The sequence below is a fragment of the Salinivibrio sp. PR5 genome, assembly GCF_001996085.1.
In the GTDB taxonomy this organism is placed as follows: Bacteria; Pseudomonadota; Gammaproteobacteria; order Enterobacterales; family Vibrionaceae; genus Salinivibrio; species Salinivibrio proteolyticus.
On record NZ_MUFK01000001.1, the window covers coordinates 137,314 to 156,216 of the forward strand.

The window sequence follows — 18,903 nt, forward strand, 5'->3', positions numbered from 1 at the left end:
GACAAGCATTCACATTATGATAACCAAGCCTGATAATACCGACTACTCGACCATCAAGGCGACCTGAATCAGCAGAGAATCATGGAAAGAACAGCCAACGCCATCAAAGTTAGCGGCATGAAGCTTACCAATCGATTAGTGGCGTTTGTCACCCTGATTGTGGTGTGTGCCATTTTTGTCTTATTTATCGGTGGGGCAATTAGCTTTCGTCAATTAGGTATCGATTTTATCTCACACTATGTGGATGGCATGGTGGAGGTGATCGATCAGGAAATGGCCACCGAGCAACGGGACAACCAGTATTTTTCACGTTGGCTGCCTAAAATGCTCAAGGCGAGTGATGTCACCTCGCTGACCATCTACTCCGATGCGGGCATCCTTTATCAGTACGAGCAAATTCATTATCAAGCCCCGACCACGCAACAAGCAATTACCCGAGACATTCCGCTGGCCAACAATCCCGGCTTTGCTGTGAAGCTGACCTTTGTGCCCCCGTATGCGGAGTTTGCCTACTCCATTGGGCCGCTGTCGTCACTTTCAGCGGCCATTTTGGTGATTGTGCTGGGCTTGGCGTGGGGGATCCAATGGTTACGCCGCCAGCTTTATGGCAGTGAGGTCTTGGAGCAGCGAGGGCGCTTAATCTTAGCTGGCAGGCTTGATGAAGCGCAACATGGCGATGCTCACGAGTGGCCGATCCCTGCCAGTGCCGCATTGACGCAATTAATCGAGGAATTGAAAGAAGCCCGCCAAGAGCGAAGTCGCTTTGATACCTTTATTCGCACTAATACCTTCCTTGATCAGCTGACTGGAGCGGCGAACCGAGTCATGTTTGACAACCGCTTGCACACGTTAGCCAGCGATGATGCGAGCCAAGGCAGCTTGATTTTAGTGCGTGTCGCCGATTGGGAAGACTTGCTTGAACAGCAGGGGCAAGAAGGCGCTGATGCGCTGATTCAAGGCATGGGCAGTGTGTTATCGAATGCGATCCAGCGCTTTCCTGATGCCGTACTGGCTCGCTATTTTGCCTCGGATTTCGCCATTCTGTTGGTTAATCAAGCAGGGGAAGAAGTCCATCCCTTTTTGTCTCAACTCACCAATGCTCTTAACAAGCTTAGCCCGCCAGATACGCTGGATACCGACAACTGGTTCCATATGGGCATGACCTCATTTGGGGCGGGAGAGCGCCGAGGTCGCTTGATGGATGAAGCCGAGCGTGCGCTGCGAGCGGCCCAACTGGAAGGGCATAGTGGCTGGTCGCAATTTGACAAAGACATTCGCCGCTTAGACAAACGCGGCAGTGTGCGCTGGCGTACGCTGTTGGAATCGGTGATGGCGGGGGAAGGACCGATGCTGTATCGCCAACCTGTGTATGCGCGGGATGGCAAAACCCGTCTTCACTATGAACTTTTAGGCCGGATCAAAGACGAAAATGGCAAGGTGTTAAAAGCCTCTCGCTTCTGGCCCGGGGTAGAGTTGGTCGGTATGGATGTGGTGTTTGATAAAGCGACGGTGAGCCGTGCGCTGTGGTGGTTAAAAACCGCTGATCATATCGACAATTATGCTATAAATGTAAGTGTTCACTCACTTTGCCAACGCGAATTTGTGATTTGGTTGCGTGATGCGTTATTGCAAACACCCCGAAGTATCCTCAATCGTTTGTTGGTGGAAGTGTCTGAAGGTGCCTTAGTGGCGCAATTTGACGCGGCGCGCCCTTGTTTGAGAATGATAGCCGCGTTAGGGTGCCGACTCGTGGTCGACCAAGCTGGTCGAACAGTAGTGAGTACTCACTATGTAAAAGATATTCAGCCAGCGTATATTAAGTTACATCGTAGCTTAGTGCGTAATATTCATCAGCGCCCTGAAAACCAATTGTACTTACGCAGTATGCTGGGGGCGTGTGAAGCCACTACCACCGACGTCTTGGCAGTAGGTGTGGAAACGGACCTAGAGTGGCAGGTGGTCAAAGAGCTGGGCGTCGTGGGGGGACAAGGGCGCTTACTTGGTGCGGAAATGTCACCTCATCCTGCGCAAAAGAAACGCCGCCGCTGGGGGAAACGATGACAACAGAGGAGAATCAAGTGAATCGCAAGCAGCAACAGGCAGGGCGAACATGGCTCGAATTTATTCTTCTGTTGTGTACCTTAGGTTTGCTTGTGGTTGTTGCGGTGCCCAAATTCTACGATTATGAGGCGGATGCGAACGTGACGGCGTTAAAAGGGCTAAAAAGTGCCATTGATAATGTGATGGTGCAGACCTATGAACAAGCGCAAGCCTCGAATATCGCGGATCAGCCTCGCGGGACTTTAACGGTCGAAGGCGCCACCATTGACGTGCAATTTGGGTATCCAGTAGCCAGTGACTTACCGCAATTGATTGGTGTGCTCAAAGAAGAAGAGCGCTGGCTGCCCAAGCCGCATGACAGCCAAGCCGGTGTCGATTATGTGTGGGTGTATCATGATAATCCCGCACCGTCGTGTTACCTCAGTTACTATGAAGCAACGCCGACACAGCATGCGAAGACCGAATTAGTCATCGGTCCCTCTTGCCAAGAGGCACCGATGTCGCAATAGCAAAGTGGACAAAATAGGAAGCTGGCATGTTTTTCGATGAAAAAATCATCAAAATGACAGCGCAATGAAAAAAAACTCAGATCTCATTCAGGTTTACAGCGCCGTATCTTGCCGCTTACCGTGCGCGTTGATACATTTAGCTCAATTTGTCTGATTTCACAGCTTGCAGGATTAACCGACCATCATGTTTAAGAAACTTCGCGGGATGTTTTCCAACGATCTATCGATTGACTTGGGAACCGCCAATACGCTGATTTACGTAAAAGGACAAGGCATTGTTCTTGATGAGCCTTCTGTCGTTGCCATTCGCCAAGACAGAGCGGGCTCGCCAAAAAGTGTGGCTGCTGTGGGTCACGACGCCAAACAAATGCTGGGTCGTACGCCTGGAAACATTGCGGCCATTCGCCCGATGAAAGATGGTGTGATTGCCGACTTTTACGTGACTGAGAAAATGCTGCAGCACTTTATCAAATCGGTACACGATCACAGTTATATGCGCCCAAGCCCGCGTGTGCTGGTCGCTGTCCCTTGTGGTTCGACCCAAGTTGAACGCCGTGCGATTCGTGAGTCAGCACTCGGTGCGGGCGCTCGTGAAGTGTATTTGATTGACGAGCCAATGGCAGCGGCGATCGGTGCAGGTCTGCCGGTCTCAGAAGCCACAGGTTCGATGGTGATCGATATCGGCGGTGGTACCACTGAAGTGGCTGTGATCTCGCTAAATGGTGTGGTGTACTCTTCATCAGTACGTATCGGTGGTGACCGCTTTGACGAATCCATCATCAACTACGTGCGCCGTAACTACGGTAGCTTGATTGGTGAAGCGACGGCAGAGCGCATCAAGCACGAAATTGGCTCGGCGTATCCGGGCGATGAAGTGCGTGAGATTGAAGTGCGTGGTCGTAACCTCGCTGAAGGGGTGCCGCGTAGCTTTACTCTGAACTCGAATGAAATTCTTGAAGCGCTGCAAGAGCCGCTGACCGGAATTGTTTCAGCCGTGATGGTCGCGCTAGAACAATGTCCACCTGAGCTGGCCTCTGACATCTCTGAGCGCGGTATGGTGATCACAGGCGGTGGTGCGCTGCTGCGTGATTTGGACCGTTTGCTGACGGAAGAAACTGGCATCCCTGTAGTGGTGGCAGAAGATCCATTGACCTGCGTGGCACGCGGTGGCGGTAAAGCGCTTGAAATGATTGACATGCACGGCGGCGACCTCTTTAGCGAAGACTAAGGTGATCGTGCCAGCAAACAGGTTGTTTTCATCATGAAACCTATGTTTGGCAGAGGTCCGTCTCTGCAACTACGCCTGTTTTTCGCTCTCTTACTATCAGTCAGCCTTATGCTGGCTGATAGTCGTCTTGACGCCTTTGCTGGCGTTCGCTATTTCCTCAATACACTGGTTGCACCGCTGCAATATGCGTCGAACGTTCCAAGGGACACGCTAGATGCGTTGGTGACGCAGTTTCAATCTCACCGACGCCTAGTAGCCGAAAATGAGGCGCTGCGTACGCAAGTATTGCGCCTTGAAAGTGATCAGTTGTTGTTAGCGCAAACAGAGCGCGAAAACCAACGCTTACGGGAGTTACTCGGCTCGCCGTTTGTTCGCGATGAGCGAAAAATGGTCGCTGAGGTCATGGCGGTCGACTCCGATCCCTATAAACATCAAGTGATGCTGGATAAAGGGCGCACCAATGGTGTTTACGAAGGCCAACCGGTGATCAATGAGCACGGTGTGGTGGGGCAAATTGCCTATGTGGGCGCGCACAACAGTCGGGTGCTGTTATTAACCGATCCTACCCACGCAATTCCTGTTCAGGTAATGCGCAATGACATTCGAGTGATTGCCTCCGGACGGGGTTCGACAGCGTACATCGGCTTGGACAACATTCCGAGCAGTACCGATATTAAGGTCGGTGACAAGCTGGTCACGTCGGGGTTGGGCGGCGTTTTTCCGGAAGGTTATCCGGTGGGCACGGTGACGGAGTTTTCGTTTGATAACAAACGGCCATTTGCTCAGGTCAAGGCAACGCCGGCGGTGAAATTTGATCGCCTACGGTATTTGCTGTTGGTGTGGCCGACGCCTGAGCAAGCGGATCCCGAGCAAGACAGCGAACAAGCAGGCTCTCAACCCGAGGATGCCGTGGCATCTAACGAAAAAGGAGAGTCGCAATAGTGGCAAATTCAATATTTCGCGGCCATCTGGTGATTTGGCTGACTTTTATTGCTGCGCTTATCTTACAAGCTGCGCCTTGGCCTGGCGAACTCGCACCTTTTCGGCCATCGTGGGTGTTGCTGGTGACCTTTTACTGGGTGTTGGCTTTGCCGCATCGGGTCAATGTCGGCACGGCACTCGTGCTGGGCTTGCTGTGGGACCTGATGTTAGGGTCAACATTAGGGGTGCGCGGTTTAATGATGGCGATCCTGGTCTATCTTGTCGCGCTCAACTTTCAACTTTTGCGCAACATGTCTTACTGGCAACAAGCATTACTACTGTCGCTGTTAACCCTCGCGGGAAAGTTGATCGAGTTCTGGGCGGAGTACCTCGTCTCTGACGTACAGTTTAATCCAGAGCAGCTCTGGGCAGGTGTGCTTAACTTTATACTGTGGCCTTGGCTTTTCTTACTGCTCCGCCGGGTGCGTCGTCGTTTTGCAATTCGTTAGAGGGATTTCATGAGCATTGATTTATATCTGGCGTCAGGCTCACCGCGACGCCAAGCGTTGTTGACCGATATGGGCATCAGCTTTTCGCGGGTAGTGGTGGATGTTGAAGAACAGCAGAAAGCCGGTGAATCGCCTTATGCTTATGTGTCTCGTTTATCACAAGACAAAGCCCGTGCGGGAGTCGCAAAAACCGGTGGTCATTTACCTGTATTAGGCGCCGATACGATCGTCGTCGATGGCGAGCAGGTATTGGAAAAACCGCGCGATGAAGCGGATGGGGCGCGTATGCTCAAACAGCTATCTGGCCGTGAGCATCAAGTGATGACGGCGGTGACCGTTGCCAATGCGATGAAGCAAGTGACCACTGTGGTAACAACACGGGTGTGGTTTCGTGAGTTGACCGATGACGATATTCGCGCGTACTGGCAATCGAAAGAACCTATAGATAAAGCGGGCGGCTACGCCATTCAAGGCCTTGGCGGCAAGTTTGTTACCCGTATCGACGGCAGTTATCACGCGGTCGTTGGTTTGCCATTGTATGAAACCGAGCAGCTGCTCAAGCAATTTATGGCCTGAACAACCGTCAGGCCCCTTTTTGAGATGTCGGGGAAACCATGAGTGCGGAACTGTTAATCAATGTCACACCTAGCGAAACGCGGGTGGCGATGATAGAAGGTGGCAACCTTCAAGAAATCCATATTGAGCGAGAAGCGAAGCGCGGCATCGTAGGCAATATCTACAAAGGGAAAGTGAGTCGTGTCTTGCCTGGGATGCAGGCAGCCTTTGTCGATATTGGCTTAGATAAAGCGGCTTTTTTGCACGCCTCGGATATCGTGCCGCACACTGAGTGTGTCTCTGAAAATGAAAAACAGCAATTTCAAGTGCGCGATATTTCTGAATTGGTACGCCAAGGACAAGACATTGTGGTGCAGGTGGTCAAAGACCCCTTGGGCACCAAAGGCGCTCGCCTGACCACTGACATTACTTTGCCGTCGCGGTATCTGGTCTTTATGCCGGGCGCGTCGCATGTTGGCGTGTCACAGCGCATCGAAAGTGAAGAGGAGCGCAGTCGCTTAAAACGTATTGTCAGTGACTATTGCGATGAGCTGGGCGGCTTTATTATCCGCACCGCGGCAGAAGGCGCGACGGATAAAGAAATGGCGCAAGATGCAGCGTTTCTAAAACGGTTGTGGAAGAAGGTCTTAGAGCGGCGCGCACGGTATAAATCGAAATCCATGCTCTATGGCGAGTTGGCATTAGCGCAGCGCATTGTGCGTGATTTTGTTGGCACCGAGCTGGATTTGATTCGGGTCGATTCTCGCCAAGCATATGATACGTTGGAAGAATTCACCTCAGAATTTGTCCCCGAACTTGCCGGCAAGCTTGCTTACTACGATGGTCAGCAACCGATTTTTGATATGTACGACACCGAAAACGAAATCCAGCGCTCGCTGGAACGTAAGGTGGAGTTGAAGTCGGGGGGCTATTTGATCATTGATCAAACCGAGGCCATGACCACCATTGATATCAATACCGGGGCCTTTGTGGGGCGCCGTAACCTTGATGAGACTATCTTTAATACYAATGTCGAAGCGACACGAGCCATTGCTCGCCAGCTACGCCTGCGCAATTTGGGCGGTATTATCATCATCGATTTTATCGATATGAGTACCGACGAACACCGCCGCCGCGTGTTGCACTCGCTGGAACAAGCGTTAAGCCATGATCGGGTAAAAACCAACATTAATGGCTTTACCCAACTCGGCTTAGTGGAAATGACCCGCAAACGTACGCGCGAAAGTATTGAACATGTGCTGTGTGGTGAGTGTCCAACGTGTGAAGGCCGAGGCTCGGTGAAAACGGTAGAAACCGTCTGCTATGAAGTGCTCAGAGAAATCACTCGAGTGAACCGTGCCTATGATGCCGATAAATTTGTGGTATATGCCTCGCCGGCAGTGGTGGAAGCTTTGGTGGAAGAGGACTCCCACTTAGTTGCAGAGCTCGAAGTCTTTATTGGTAAGCAAGTAAAGGTGAAATCCGAGCCTTTGTATACCCAAGAGCAGTTTGACGTAGTAATGATGTAATCCATGACCTGGGCCGCGAAAATTGGACGCTGGCTGATAGCCGGCGTCGTGAGTCTTATTCTGTTAACCGCCGTCTTTATTGGCGGTTTGCGCTTTTTATTACCTAACGTGGATATGGTGCGTGAGCCGCTACGACAATGGGTCAGCGAGCAAACGGGCTTTAGCGCGCGTCTTGGGACCATTGCAGGCCAATGGCGCAATCTTACGCCGTCATTGCAACTCAATCATGTCGCCTTGACCACCAGTGATAACAGTCCGCCATTACTGACCGCAAACCACATTGATCTACAACTGGATGTCTTTGCGAGCTTATCTCGCCGTCAACCGGTGTTTTCCCATGTTACCCTCGATGGACTGACCTTTAACAGCGGTCAACTTCCCGATAAAAAAGACAGCACCGGGGTGCGTGAGCGCCTTGAAGATTTGTTTTTAGCCCGCCTTGGCCAGTTCTCTGTCACTAATGCCCGTCTGGTTCTTGTCACACCGTCATTGGCGGCGCAGACGCTGAATATCGATAATTTGTTGTGGCGTAATCAAAATGGTCAGCATCATGCGCAGGGCACCATTGGGATTGCGGGGACAGAGCTGGAAAAAATCCGCGTCAATGCGGCCTTTACTGAGACCGACGGGGTGGACTCGCTTAGTGGTGATTTTTATCTAGCTAGCGAAAACATGGATTTGGCACCGTGGCTGATGAAGCGCTTTACGCCGTCAGTGACGATTGATAATGCGCGCTTAGATGCCAATGCATGGCTGCGGGTTGAGAAAGGCCAAGTGGCAAATGCTTTGCTGGGTGTCGATACCTTTGCTTTGACGTGGCGCGATCAGCAGGGGGCCTCGCAGCAATGGGCACTCAAAGAGAGCCGCGTGCAACTGCAGGCAAGAGAGGACCAGCAATGGCGCGTGGATAGCGATGGGGTTTGGGTTCAGCAAGGGGATACCACGCTGCCGGCGCTGAATCAGTTGTCTTGGCAAGGAAACGAGTCTAACTGGCAGCTTAATGCTCGTCACATTGATATCGCGGCATTACGTCCGTTAGTTGGATTGTTGAGCCAATCTGACCGTCAACATCAACTGATAGAAGCTCTTTCACCAGCCGGTACGGTGGACACGCTGGCAATGAGTCAGGCCTCCGATGGGCCGCTGCGCTATCAAGCCTCTTTCTCTGACATTCGCGCCAACCAGTGGGGGTATTTTCCGGCCTTTGAGGGGTTAAATGTCACCGTGTCCGGTGAGGGACATCAAGGCGAGGCGACCTTAGCATTGGGGCAACAATCACTCCCTTATGGTGATTTTTTCCAAGCGCCATTACCGCTTGAGCATGGTGAGGTGACGGTGCAATGGGCGGAGCGTGGCGATACTTTGACGGTTTGGAGTGATGCGATTGCCATAAAAGCCGCTGACTTGGATGCGCGCGGGGCGTTTCGCTTAGACATTCCTTCGCAAGGTTCGCCGTTTTTGGCGCTCTATGCGAACGCCGATGTGCGCGATGCAGGCCAGACGTGGCGCTATTTACCTACCCGCGCGATGCCAGACTCCCTCACTGATTATCTCTCTCGTGCGATTCAGGGCGGGCAGGCACAGGGCAGTGATATTTTATGGTTTGGCGCCTTAAATACGTTTCCTTACCGTCAACATGACGGCGTATTCCAAGCGCGAGTGCCGTTGCGTCAAGGCGCGTTCAGTTTTAATACCGCTTGGCCAACTCTGACCGAATTGGATGCTGAGCTCTTGTTTGAAAACGCACGGTTAACCATTCAGGGCGATCATGTACGCCTTGGCGATGCGATCAGCCGTCAGGTTCGTGCGGATATCGACGATATGGAGGCTGCTGATAGTGCATTAACCTTAGAGGCGGATTTATCGGCCACTGGGGATGCGGTCCGTCGTTATATGTTGGCGACACCACTCGTTGACTCCTTGGGGGCGGCGTTGACGCACGTCCAAGTTGAGGGATTGGTGGATGCCAATTTAGCGCTCAATATTCCACTTGATGGCAGTCAGCTACATGCCACAGGCGAAGTGCGCTTTGCAGGGAACCAAGTGCTTATTCAAGCACCGTCCATGCAACTGGATAATGTCGCGGGCAGACTGCACTTTGACGATGACACGATTAGTACTCGTGGCCTCACTGCACAGTGGTTGGGTCAACCGATGTCGGTGAATTTTGACGGACAAACCGACGCGGCAGGTTATCAGTTGGATCTTAACCTCGACGCGGACTGGGACGTCGCCCCTTTGCTGGCTAGATTGTCGCTACCGCTCGAGGATTATCTCACTGGTGGGGCACGCTGGCAGGCAACATTGGGCCTGACATTACACGACATCGGTTTTGACTACCAACTGGGGGTTGATATCGATACCACCCCCTTGCAGTCAACATTGCCCGCGCCACTGGCTAAACCGCGTTGGTCAACCGGCAGTGCCTCGCTGGCAGCAACGGGCAACAGCGAAGGACTACAAGGGCGAATTCAGTTACCGGCAGTCAGCTATCAAGCGCGTATTAATACCCAAGGCGAGCGTCCAGTGATCACCGCAAGCCAATGGAATGTGGGCGAACAGCCTACCTCACTCTTGGCGGCGCAAGGGCATCAGTTGGATATTGACTTGGCACAGCTAGATGTAATGCCGTGGCGCGACCTATGGCGTGACGTGACGCCGCAATGGCCACAAGGGCAAAGTGATTTTCCGACCTTACCGGTGCCGACTAAAGTGAACGCACGCATCGCTCGCTTAGACGCCGACAAGTTGAGGTTTAATCAAGTGTCTCTTGCTGTGCGCAAAAAGCCACAAGGATGGGACGCCTTACTCGGTAGCAATGAGCTTAGCGGCCGCGCCCAGTGGCCGACGGGAGGACGCTTAGCGATCGATGTCGATCATTGGCATATCAATATGATCGCCGATACCACCGAAAACGATCCTAATGCGCCCCTGTTCGCACCGGTGGACAGCCGAGCCTCTGCCGCCGATAAGGCGCTATTGGCGGCGGTGCCATCCACCGATATATTGATCAAAGACTTATGGCTACAAGGCTATCGACTTGGGCGAGTTTCTGCATCACTCGACAAGCAAGAAGAACGCATAGACTTAACCTCATTGACCATCGAGAGCGGTCAAAACCAAGCGGCAGTAAGCGGCAGTTGGTTAATCGATGAGGATCAGCGCAATCAAACGGCGCTCTCCATACAGTTAAATGGCGATAGCACGTCGGATTTAATGGGGCGCTTTGGGGTTAGCGGTGGTATCCAAGACGCGCGCTTTAGCTCGCAAGCGGACATCTCCTATGCGGGACTGCCGTGGCAAGTGGATATCGCGAGTTTAAATGGTGAAGTCCGTGCCGATATCCAAGATGGTTACATCAGTGGCGTCGGAGGCGCGGGTAAATTACTGGGCTTATTTAGCTTGGATTCTATTTTGCGCAAAATCCAACTCGACTTTTCTGGCGTATTCGAAGATGGGCTAGCGTTTGATGACATTACCGGCCGTGCGGTGATCACAAATGGCGTGGTCGTGACCGATAATATCCGCATGGATGGATTAGCAGGTGATATGGTTATCAGAGGTATCGCTAACTTGGTCAGCAATCAAGTCAACGCGGATGTGCGCTTTACGCCAGATATTACCTCTGGGATCCCTGTGCTCAGCGCGTTTGCTGTTACGCCACAAACGGCGCTCTATGTATTGGCCGTCACCACGGCGATTTCGCCGGTTGTGGATGTATTTACACAGGTTCGCTATCAAGTTACTGGGCCGATTGGTACGCCTGACATTCGGGAAATTTCCCGTAATCAAGAGGCGCTAACCTTGCCCGCCGATGCCACGGAACGATTGCGCCAACAGGCAGAACAAGCCAAGGAGTGAGCATGATGAAAGTCGGCATCATCCAGATGAATTCGGGCGCCGATCCGGTGCAGAACATGGACGTACTACAAACCAGTTTGCAGCGGTTGCATCAACACGGGGTCAAACTGGCGCTGACGCCAGAAAATGCCTTGGTATTTGGTGATAAACAAGATTACCAACGGCACGCCGAGCCGTTAGGACATGGCCGTATTCAGCGCCAACTGGCAGAAATGGCGCACCAGTTCGACATCTGGCTGGTGGTGGGCGCGTTTCCAATCCAAAACGACAACGGCCGTCTGACTAGCACAAGCTTAGTGTTCGATAATGCCGGACACTTGCGAGGTAGCTACGATAAGCTGCATATGTTTGATGTGGAAGTGGCGGATGCGCACGGACGTTATCGTGAGTCGGACTACTTTCAAGCCGGCGATCAACTTGCCACCGTGGATACGCCATTTGGTTGCTTGGGGTTAAGCATCTGCTATGACGTGCGTTTTGCGCCGCTCTATCATGCGTTACGCGCGCAAGGCGCTGATATTTTAACCGTGCCGGCGGCGTTTACGCGCGTCACGGGACAGGCACATTGGGAGGCGTTGCTGCGCGCCCGTGCGATTGAAACCCAATGCTGGGTGATTGCTGCCGGGCAATGTGGTGAACACAGTAAAGGCCGCCAAACGTGGGGGCATTCGATGATTATCGACCCTTGGGGGCAAGTAGTGGCGTCACTGGGGGACGACCCCGGTGTGACGTGGGCGGAGCTTGACTTGAGCATCGGTGAATCCATTCGCCGTAAAATGCCGGTGCTCGACCACGCTCGGTTGCAAACCCAATTGAAATAGCGCACCCTCGGCGCATCATCTTTTTATCTTTGGCTAGCATAAATAGCCACAACCAAGAGTAAGCGAATGAGTCTGGAACAGGTCGAAGAAACCTTATTGCGCCCTGCGGGGATCAGTGAGTCGCATCTCCAAGAGACACTGGCTCACCTGAGTGGTCGTCAAATTGACTACGGCGACGTTTTTTTCCAATCAACGTGGCACGAGTCGCTCGTCTTGGAAGATAGCATCATCAAAGACGGCTCGTTCAATATCGATCGAGGCGTAGGTGTACGCGCTATCACGGGTGAGAAAACCGGGTTTGCCTACTCGGACCAACTTAACGCTGATGCCTTGATGCAAAGTGCGACTGCCGCACGCGGGATTGCGCCCAAAGGTGGACAGGGTCAAGTCGGTGCCTTTCGCACGGTTCGAGGCGGTCAATACTATGGCCCGCTAGATCCGCTCGGTAGCCTAACCCGCGAGCAAAAAATCGCATTGCTGAAAGAAATCGACAGTTACATTCGTGCCAAAGAGCCGCGAGTGAAAGAAGTCAGTGCCAGTATTAATGGCTTGTACGAGCAAGTATTGATTGCCGCCACGGATGGGACCTATGCCGCGGATATTCGCCCTCTAGTCCGTTTATCTGTGTCTGTGCTCGTTGAGCAGGATGGGCGCCGTGAGCGGGGAAGTGCCGGCGGCGGTGGCCGTTATGGTTACGAGGTGTTCTTGCAAGAGCAAGACGGAAAAAGCACGGCGCTACAGTTTGCTGATGAAGCGATTCGTTTAGCGCTGGTGAACTTGTGTGCAGAAGGCGCTCCTGCTGGCACCATGCCTGTGGTGTTAGGCGCGGGTTGGCCGGGCGTACTATTGCATGAAGCGGTCGGGCATGGCTTGGAGGGCGATTTCAACCGTAAAGAGTCGTCTGTCTTTACTGGTAGCCTCGGTGAGCAAGTGACTTCACCGCTTTGCACCATTGTTGATGATGGCACGATGGCGGATCGTCGCGGCTCGCTCAATATCGATGATGAAGGGGTGCCGGGCCAATATAACGTCCTGATCGAAAACGGGGTGCTTAAAGGCTATATGCAAGATAAGCACAACGCGAGCTTGATGGGAGTGGCACCGACCGGAAACGGCCGTCGCGAATCTTATGCGCATTTACCCATGCCGCGCATGACCAATACCTACATGCTGGGTGGCGACAGTACGCCGAGTGATATTATTGCCAGTGTTGAGCATGGTTTGTATGCCCCCAACTTTGGTGGCGGACAAGTGGATATTACCTCGGGTAAATTTGTATTCTCGACCTCTGAAGCCTATTTAATTGAGAACGGCAAAGTTACCACGCCTGTGAAAGGGGCCACCTTGATTGGCAGTGGTATTGAGGCGATGCAACAAGTGTCGATGGTGGGTAATGATCTCGCGATTGACCGAGGCGTCGGCGTCTGCGGTAAGGCAGGGCAAAGTGTGCCGGTTGGCGTGGGTCAGCCAACGCTGAAACTTGATGCCATGACAGTGGGTGGCACGGAGTCATAAACAAACACGCCAGTGGAGAACACTGGCGTGAGGTTTTACAGGCTTTGGTCGTAAAAGCCTTTGATGTATTGGAAGATCTCGCGATACGCCTTGGGCGGCTTGTTTTGTTGTCGCTCTTTTTTAGCCTGACGGGCAAGTTGGCGTAAGCGTTGGCGGTCGGCCTCTGGATACTGCAGCATCACATCGTTGATAGCGTCGTCGCCTTCATCGACAACACGGTCGCGCAGCTTTTCGAGCTTATGCAGCTCAGCACTTTGTTGCGCGTGCTTGTTTTGTAGCTTATCCAGCGCCGCTTGAATCGGCTCAGGGTCGCGAGAGCGCATGAGCTTGCCGACATATTGCAATTGGCGACGACGTGCTTCGTTTTTTAAGCGTTGTGCGTCAACAATGGCGGTGTATAAGTCGTCGTCGAGTGGAAACTTTTCCAACACGGCAGGCTTGAGCTTAACCAGCGCTTCGCCAAGCTCTTGCAGGGCGAGCATATCGCGCTTCATCTCGGATTTACTCACCCAGATGATTTCTTCCTCTTCCTCCCAAGGAGCAGGTTTATTTTTACGGCCCATGTTCAACCTCAATGAGAATGTGCAATGACACTTATGTTAACAAGAAACGCGCACAAACGCGGGCTTTTTTGTCACCGGCTCGCGTGGCCCCGTATTCTAAATTCGAATTTTAATCAGAAAGGTCAACTATGAGTGTAAAACAGCAGGTCGCGGAGCAAGAGCAACACCTACGCCAAGCCGTCAGCCGTGCGTTGGACATGGCCGCGCAACGCAGTGATGCCGCAGAGGTAGCGATCACCAAAAGCACAGGGATCAGCGTCACGTCACGCATGGGTGAAGTGGAGAACGTAGAGTTTAATCGCGATGGTGCCTTGGGAGTGACTGTCTACTGCGATCAGCGCAAAGGTAGCGCATCCACGACAGATCTGTCCGAGCGTGCGATTGCCAAAACGGTCGAAGCCGCGTTGGAAATTGCCAGCTATACCTCACCGGATCCCTTTGGTGGCCCAGCACCAAAACACTTAATGGCCTTTGAGTATCCCGATCTTGATCTGTTTTACCCTGACGAGCCAGAGCCCGATGCTGCAGCCGCATTAGCCATTGAGGCGGAACAAGCCGCGTTAGGTTATGACTCGCGGATCAAATTCAGTGATGGCGCCAGTTACGACAGCCATTATGGAGTCCGTGTGTATGGCAATAGCCACGGCATGCTAGGCAGTTATGCCTCCAGCCGTCAGGCGCTAAGCTGCTCGGTGATCGCGGAAAGTGCCAATGGTATGGAGCGCGATATGAGCTACACGGTTGCGCGCGATAAAGCCGATTTATGGACCCCAACCTCAGTAGGCATCGAAGCGGCAAAACACGCGGTAGCGCGTTTAGACCCACGTAGTCTGGCGACGTGTGAAGTCCCCGTGATGTTTGATGCCAGTGTGGCGACCGGCCTGTTTGGTCATCTGGTGATGGCGATCAGTGGCTCTGCGTTATATCGCAAATCATCCTTTTTACTGGATAAAAAGGATGAACAAATCTTCCCTAACTGGCTCACGATCAATGAGTTACCTCACGTACTTAAAGGGTCGGCCAGCTCGCCGTTTGATAGCGAAGGGGTTAAGACCCAAGACAGACGCATTGTGGAGCAAGGGGTATTAAAAACCTATCTAGCGACCAGCTACGCGGCTCGTAAGCTCGATATGGAGCCCACTGGCCACGCTGGCGGTATCCATAACTGGTATGTCAGCCACACCGGCCAAGATGCCGATGCTATGCTGAAAACCTTGGGCACCGGTCTATTGGTGACTGAGTTAATGGGGCAGGGGGTGAATCCTGTCACTGGTGATTACTCGCGCGGCGCTGCGGGTTTTTGGGTGGAAAACGGTGAAATCCAATATCCAGTCAGCGGCATTACCATCGCGGGGAATTTAAACCAGATGTTCGCCAATATTGTTGCTATCGGCACAGATATTGAGACGCGCAGCCAAATTCAAACCGGCTCAATCATTATTGATGCAATGAAAGTGGCTGGCGAATAATAGCCATCATTTCTTCACTTAGGGCGCCGATTGGCGCCCTTTTTAGTTTACTGCCATGCTAATAGCTGTTAGTCGAGCAGCGAGGGGGCGAGGAATGAACACAAGGCCGTTGCGTGATCTGATTGGAGCGCGTGTATTGGGCGTGCTAGGCACGTATTCCACCCCAGAGAAGATGGGTAGTATGGCGGTGTCGATTTGCGGTGTGGAGCCGCTTAGTGATACCCGGTTACGCACGATTTTTCCCAAAGGGCATCAATTGAAAGACGGTCAATGGGTCACGTTACATCTCGATAACCGCACCGGGGTGAGTGATTATGACGCCGACCTTAAGGTGTATCGTTTGTCGTTTAAGGGCAAGGTGATTGCCACATCCGCCTTTGAGGTCATGATTGATGCGCTCGAATATCAGGTGGCCTATGGGATGGGCGTGGTGAAGTCTTATCAAGCCCCTGATTATGCTTATCCGTTAGATACGCGTCGGACCGTGGCGTTACCCACCACACCTTTATCGCAAGTCCCGGCGATGGATGACAGTGAGTATGATAATAAAATCGGTGTGCTTTTGACCTATGCGCCGAGTCAGCCCCATACGACGGTGATGGCGTTTTTATCGTCGGTCGAGGATGACATTTTCTTTATCACCTTTCCCAGTACTTTCAAATCCTTGCTGCTAAAACGCGACAACCGCTGTTACTTTGCGATTGATAGCCGTGCAACTTTTACCTTTGAACAGGCGATTGAATGGAACTACAGCATTATTCGCGGCGAGGTTTATACCGTACCTAAACCGTCGATGATGTTTGATGAGATACGAGAGCGTTTTGTGGCGAAAAACCCGTGGGAAGTGGGCTTTTTTAGCCATCCTGAGGTGGAGATGTACCACCTGAAGGCAGCCAATGTGGTCTGCCCTCGGATGGCATTGGATTAGCGAAGCTTATTGGCTCATCAATAGCGCAATGAGGCCCACACCCAAAATCAGGCGGTAAATCACGAACGGTAACATGCCCACTCGGGTGACCAGCTTTAAAAACGCATGAATACACGCATAGGCGCTGACAAAAGAGACCAACACGCCAACCCCAATGGGGGCAAACTCAACCGGCACTGGGCTGGTGGCCAGCTGTAAGCCCAGATACGATCCGGCGAGGGTGATGATCGGAATCGACATCAAAAATGAGAAACGCGCGGCGGCTTCTCGGGTGTAGCCTAGCATCAGCGCAGCAGTAATGGTGGCGCCCGAACGTGAGGTGCCTGGGATCAAAGCAAGTGCTTGAGCGATCCCGATAAACAGCGCACGCGATCGGGTGGTTTGATACTCATCGCATTGTTGACGCGCATGGCGGTCGGCCCACCAAAGCAGTGCACCAAATAGCAAGGTGGTAGCGGCAATCACCCACGCTGAACGCAGGTAAAGCTCAATCAAATCTTTAAGAAACAGGCCAGCCACGCAGGCGGGAATGGTCGCCAATACGATCATCCAAGCCAATTGACTATCCCGGCTGTGTTTACCTGTGAACGACGCGAAAAAGGCACCTAGCAGTGACACAACTTCACGGCGGAAATAGCCAATCACCGCGGCAAGCGTACCGACATGAACGGCCACATCGAAGGCTAAGCCTTGGTCGGCCCAGCCAAAAATCTGCGATGGCAAAATGAGGTGAGCGGAGCTAGAAATGGGCAAAAACTCAGTCAAGCCTTGAATAAGGGCAAGAAAAAAGGCTTCAAACATGCTCATGGTAATGATTATTCCTTCAAATACGCAGGGGTCTCGATAGGCCATAGTGGCTGGGCTTGGTCAAATTGCTGCCAAAGCTGCGCAAATGTTCGTCCATCCCCGGGGATTGCTTGATCGGGACACAGTTCAGCGAGTGGCCAAAGGGTGAATGCAAATTTATAAATATCGTTGCGTGGTAAGGCAGGTCCGCTGGACTGGCACTGATCGCCAAAGGTCAATAAGTCGATGTCCAAGGTACGATCGCGATACTTAACGTCGTCGCGCTGTCGCCCATATCGACTTTCGATATCGCGTATGGTTTGCCAAAAGGTTTGCAGATCGAGTGTGGTGTCGAGCTCAGCAATAAGGTTATAGAAATTCGGCCCTTCAAAGCCGACGGGTTCGGCCTCAAAAATGCGCGAAAAACGGCAGTGCGGGTCTAAGGCACGTAACGCTTCAACTGCAGCTTGAATATGCAGGTCGCGATCGATGTTTGAGCCAATACTGACTAATGCTTTTGTCACCGTGTGCCTCGCTCTATTACTACGCCAACATTACGCGCTTGGGCGACGGCACCAGGTTTGGCCACACGCACCTTTACCCAGCTGACGCCAAATTGTGACTGTATTAGCGCGGCGACCTCTTCGGCGACCCGCTCGATGAGCGCACAGCGGCTGGCTTGAACATGTGCAATCACAGCCTCACTGACACTGGCATAATCCAGCGCTAAACTGACATCATCACTTTGGGCGGCGGGACGATTGTCGTGCGCCATTTCGATATCGAGTACCAACTTTTGTTGGATGGTTTGTTCCCAATCGTAGACACCGATGGTGGTCACAACGTCGAGTTGTTCTATAAAGACGGAATCCATGTTTTTTCACACTCCGTGACAGGTCGGATACCACTGTGGTAAGAAAGCCCGTATTATCGAGCTTATCGATTGACACTTGGATGCGCGATGCGTTCCGATCCATGTTGCGTCTAATCAAGATCGTGGGCGCACTATAGCAACGAATGCAGCACAAACTCTAGGAATTTCACATGACTGCACTGGCCATTGCCATCATCATCGCTGCCTATTTGCTCGGCTCTGTTTCCAGTGCGGTGCTGGTGTGCCGGGCCTATGGTCTGCCGGATCCTCGCGAACAAGGGTCTGGAAATCCGGGCGCGACCAATGTGTATCGCCTCGGGGGTCGCACGGCCGCGGCATTGGTCTTAGTGTGCGACATGCTTAAAGGGACGATCCCCGTTTGGCTCAGTTATCTTATCGGGATTAATCCGTTTTTGCTTGGCTTGATTGGCATCGCCGCCTGTCTTGGACACATCTATCCGGTGTTCTTCCATTTTCGAGGTGGCAAAGGTGTGGCGACGGCGCTAGGTGCTATGGCCCCGATAGGACTCAGTCTGACTGGCTTGTTAGTGCTGACTTGGGGAGTGGTGTTGGTGATCACCGGCTATTCGTCATTAAGTGCCATCGTCACTGCTATTTTGGCACCGCTTTTCACTTGGTGGATTAAACCGCAATTTACCATGCCAGTGGCGATGCTCTCCTGCCTGATCTTATTTCGTCATTACGAAAATATTCGTCGCCTGCTCGATGGCGAGGAAAAACCCATCGTGCTCAGGCGCTGGCGACGTTAACAGA

General features: G+C 52.6%; 17 protein-coding genes. 13 read left to right on the plus strand and 4 right to left on the minus strand.

Features of this window, described 5'->3' with window-relative positions; translation table 11 throughout:
- The first annotated feature begins 81 nt into the window (after window positions 1-81).
- The 10 genes from csrD (at window position 82) to tldD (ending at window position 13,509) form a co-directional block, all read left to right on the plus strand.
- Window positions 82-2,061 carry an RNase E specificity factor CsrD gene (csrD, locus tag BZG82_RS00565; protein ID WP_077676215.1) on the plus strand — a complete coding sequence of 660 codons (1,980 nt, stop codon included), beginning with the start codon at window positions 82-84 and terminating at the stop codon, window positions 2,059-2,061.
- Window positions 2,058-2,570 (plus strand): hypothetical protein, encoded by a 513-nt coding sequence (locus BZG82_RS00570; protein WP_077479475.1) that lies wholly within the window; start codon window positions 2,058-2,060, stop codon window positions 2,568-2,570. The genes csrD and BZG82_RS00570 overlap by 4 nt, the downstream gene beginning before the upstream one ends.
- Before the next feature lie 184 nt (window positions 2,571-2,754).
- Entirely contained in the window at window positions 2,755-3,798 is a 1,044-nt protein-coding gene (locus tag BZG82_RS00575) for a rod shape-determining protein (RefSeq protein ID WP_069588176.1), read from the plus strand.
- Window positions 3,799-3,831: 33 nt separating this feature from the next.
- Window positions 3,832-4,740 (plus strand): rod shape-determining protein MreC, encoded by a 909-nt coding sequence (mreC, locus tag BZG82_RS00580; RefSeq protein ID WP_069588174.1) that lies wholly within the window; start codon window positions 3,832-3,834, stop codon window positions 4,738-4,740.
- Window positions 4,740-5,228: a rod shape-determining protein MreD gene (gene mreD / locus BZG82_RS00585; protein ID WP_069588172.1), complete on the plus strand. Its 489-nt coding sequence runs from the start codon at window positions 4,740-4,742 to the stop codon at window positions 5,226-5,228. Before mreC ends, mreD begins: the two co-directional genes overlap by 1 nt.
- A 9-nt stretch (window positions 5,229-5,237) precedes the next feature.
- Window positions 5,238-5,804, plus strand: coding sequence for a Maf family protein (locus tag BZG82_RS00590; protein WP_077662381.1), 567 nt, complete (start codon window positions 5,238-5,240; stop codon window positions 5,802-5,804).
- Window positions 5,805-5,842: 38 nt separating this feature from the next.
- Complete coding sequence (rng, locus tag BZG82_RS00595) at window positions 5,843-7,312, plus strand: ribonuclease G (RefSeq protein ID WP_069588168.1); 1,470 nt, start codon at window positions 5,843-5,845, stop codon at window positions 7,310-7,312.
- A 3-nt stretch (window positions 7,313-7,315) separates the two neighbouring features.
- Window positions 7,316-11,173 carry a YhdP family protein gene (locus BZG82_RS00600; RefSeq protein ID WP_077764945.1) on the plus strand — a complete coding sequence of 1,286 codons (3,858 nt, stop codon included), beginning with the start codon at window positions 7,316-7,318 and terminating at the stop codon, window positions 11,171-11,173.
- A 2-nt stretch (window positions 11,174-11,175) separates the two neighbouring features.
- Window positions 11,176-11,994 (plus strand): carbon-nitrogen hydrolase family protein, encoded by an 819-nt coding sequence (locus BZG82_RS00605; protein ID WP_077479471.1) that lies wholly within the window; start codon window positions 11,176-11,178, stop codon window positions 11,992-11,994.
- Window positions 11,995-12,060: 66 nt separating this feature from the next.
- Window positions 12,061-13,509: a metalloprotease TldD gene (tldD, locus tag BZG82_RS00610; protein WP_077764946.1), complete on the plus strand. Its 1,449-nt coding sequence runs from the start codon at window positions 12,061-12,063 to the stop codon at window positions 13,507-13,509.
- 35 nt (window positions 13,510-13,544) lie between these two features.
- Here the strand turns inward: tldD and yjgA are convergent, their stop codons facing one another.
- Window positions 13,545-14,072 carry a ribosome biogenesis factor YjgA gene (yjgA, locus tag BZG82_RS00615; RefSeq protein WP_069588156.1) on the minus strand — a complete coding sequence of 176 codons (528 nt, stop codon included), beginning with the start codon at window positions 14,070-14,072 and terminating at the stop codon, window positions 13,545-13,547.
- Window positions 14,073-14,200: 128 nt separating this feature from the next.
- Here yjgA and pmbA point away from each other — a divergent pair, with 128 nt between their 5' ends.
- Window positions 14,201-15,541, plus strand: a complete 1,341-nt coding sequence (gene pmbA, locus BZG82_RS00620; protein WP_069588153.1) for a metalloprotease PmbA — start codon at window positions 14,201-14,203, stop codon at window positions 15,539-15,541.
- Window positions 15,542-15,635: 94 nt separating this feature from the next.
- Complete coding sequence (locus BZG82_RS00625; protein ID WP_077479467.1) at window positions 15,636-16,469, plus strand: hypothetical protein; 834 nt, start codon at window positions 15,636-15,638, stop codon at window positions 16,467-16,469.
- A 6-nt stretch (window positions 16,470-16,475) separates the two neighbouring features.
- On the opposite strand, the gene BZG82_RS00630 is transcribed toward BZG82_RS00625, so the two are convergent.
- The 3 genes from BZG82_RS00630 to folB are packed head-to-tail and all read right to left on the minus strand — an operon-like array spanning window position 16,476 to window position 18,129.
- Complete coding sequence (locus BZG82_RS00630) at window positions 16,476-17,276, minus strand: undecaprenyl-diphosphate phosphatase (protein ID WP_077479466.1); 801 nt, start codon at window positions 17,274-17,276, stop codon at window positions 16,476-16,478.
- An 8-nt stretch (window positions 17,277-17,284) separates the two neighbouring features.
- A complete protein-coding gene (gene folK, locus BZG82_RS00635; protein ID WP_077479465.1) occupies window positions 17,285-17,779 on the minus strand; it encodes a 2-amino-4-hydroxy-6-hydroxymethyldihydropteridine diphosphokinase in 495 nt (164 codons plus the stop codon).
- Complete coding sequence (gene folB / locus BZG82_RS00640) at window positions 17,776-18,129, minus strand: dihydroneopterin aldolase (protein ID WP_069588147.1); 354 nt, start codon at window positions 18,127-18,129, stop codon at window positions 17,776-17,778. The genes folK and folB overlap by 4 nt, the downstream gene beginning before the upstream one ends.
- A gap of 170 nt (window positions 18,130-18,299) precedes the next feature.
- Between folB and plsY the strand changes: the two genes are divergently transcribed.
- Window positions 18,300-18,899, plus strand: a complete 600-nt coding sequence (gene plsY, locus BZG82_RS00645) for a glycerol-3-phosphate 1-O-acyltransferase PlsY (protein ID WP_069588145.1) — start codon at window positions 18,300-18,302, stop codon at window positions 18,897-18,899.
- The last annotated feature ends 4 nt before the right edge of the window (window positions 18,900-18,903 follow it).

What these genes read in the sequence shown, in the direction of transcription:
- tldD (WP_077764946.1), top strand. Translation starts at nt 12,061, where the DNA reads ATGAGTCTGGAACAGGTCGAAGAAACCTTATTGCGCCCTGCGGGGATC.
- BZG82_RS00630 (WP_077479466.1), bottom strand. Translation starts at nt 17,276, where the DNA reads ATGAGCATGTTTGAAGCCTTTTTTCTTGCCCTTATTCAAGGCTTGACT.
- plsY (WP_069588145.1), top strand. Translation starts at nt 18,300, where the DNA reads ATGACTGCACTGGCCATTGCCATCATCATCGCTGCCTATTTGCTCGGC.
- yjgA (WP_069588156.1), bottom strand. Translation starts at nt 14,072, where the DNA reads ATGGGCCGTAAAAATAAACCTGCTCCTTGGGAGGAAGAGGAAGAAATC.
- BZG82_RS00605 (WP_077479471.1), top strand. Translation starts at nt 11,176, where the DNA reads ATGATGAAAGTCGGCATCATCCAGATGAATTCGGGCGCCGATCCGGTG.
- BZG82_RS00575 (WP_069588176.1), top strand. Translation starts at nt 2,755, where the DNA reads ATGTTTAAGAAACTTCGCGGGATGTTTTCCAACGATCTATCGATTGAC.
- BZG82_RS00600 (WP_077764945.1), top strand. Translation starts at nt 7,316, where the DNA reads ATGACCTGGGCCGCGAAAATTGGACGCTGGCTGATAGCCGGCGTCGTG.
- pmbA (WP_069588153.1), top strand. Translation starts at nt 14,201, where the DNA reads ATGAGTGTAAAACAGCAGGTCGCGGAGCAAGAGCAACACCTACGCCAA.
- mreC (WP_069588174.1), top strand. Translation starts at nt 3,832, where the DNA reads ATGAAACCTATGTTTGGCAGAGGTCCGTCTCTGCAACTACGCCTGTTT.
- BZG82_RS00625 (WP_077479467.1), top strand. Translation starts at nt 15,636, where the DNA reads ATGAACACAAGGCCGTTGCGTGATCTGATTGGAGCGCGTGTATTGGGC.
- folB (WP_069588147.1), bottom strand. Translation starts at nt 18,129, where the DNA reads ATGGATTCCGTCTTTATAGAACAACTCGACGTTGTGACCACCATCGGT.
- csrD (WP_077676215.1), top strand. Translation starts at nt 82, where the DNA reads ATGGAAAGAACAGCCAACGCCATCAAAGTTAGCGGCATGAAGCTTACC.
- BZG82_RS00590 (WP_077662381.1), top strand. Translation starts at nt 5,238, where the DNA reads ATGAGCATTGATTTATATCTGGCGTCAGGCTCACCGCGACGCCAAGCG.
- BZG82_RS00570 (WP_077479475.1), top strand. Translation starts at nt 2,058, where the DNA reads ATGACAACAGAGGAGAATCAAGTGAATCGCAAGCAGCAACAGGCAGGG.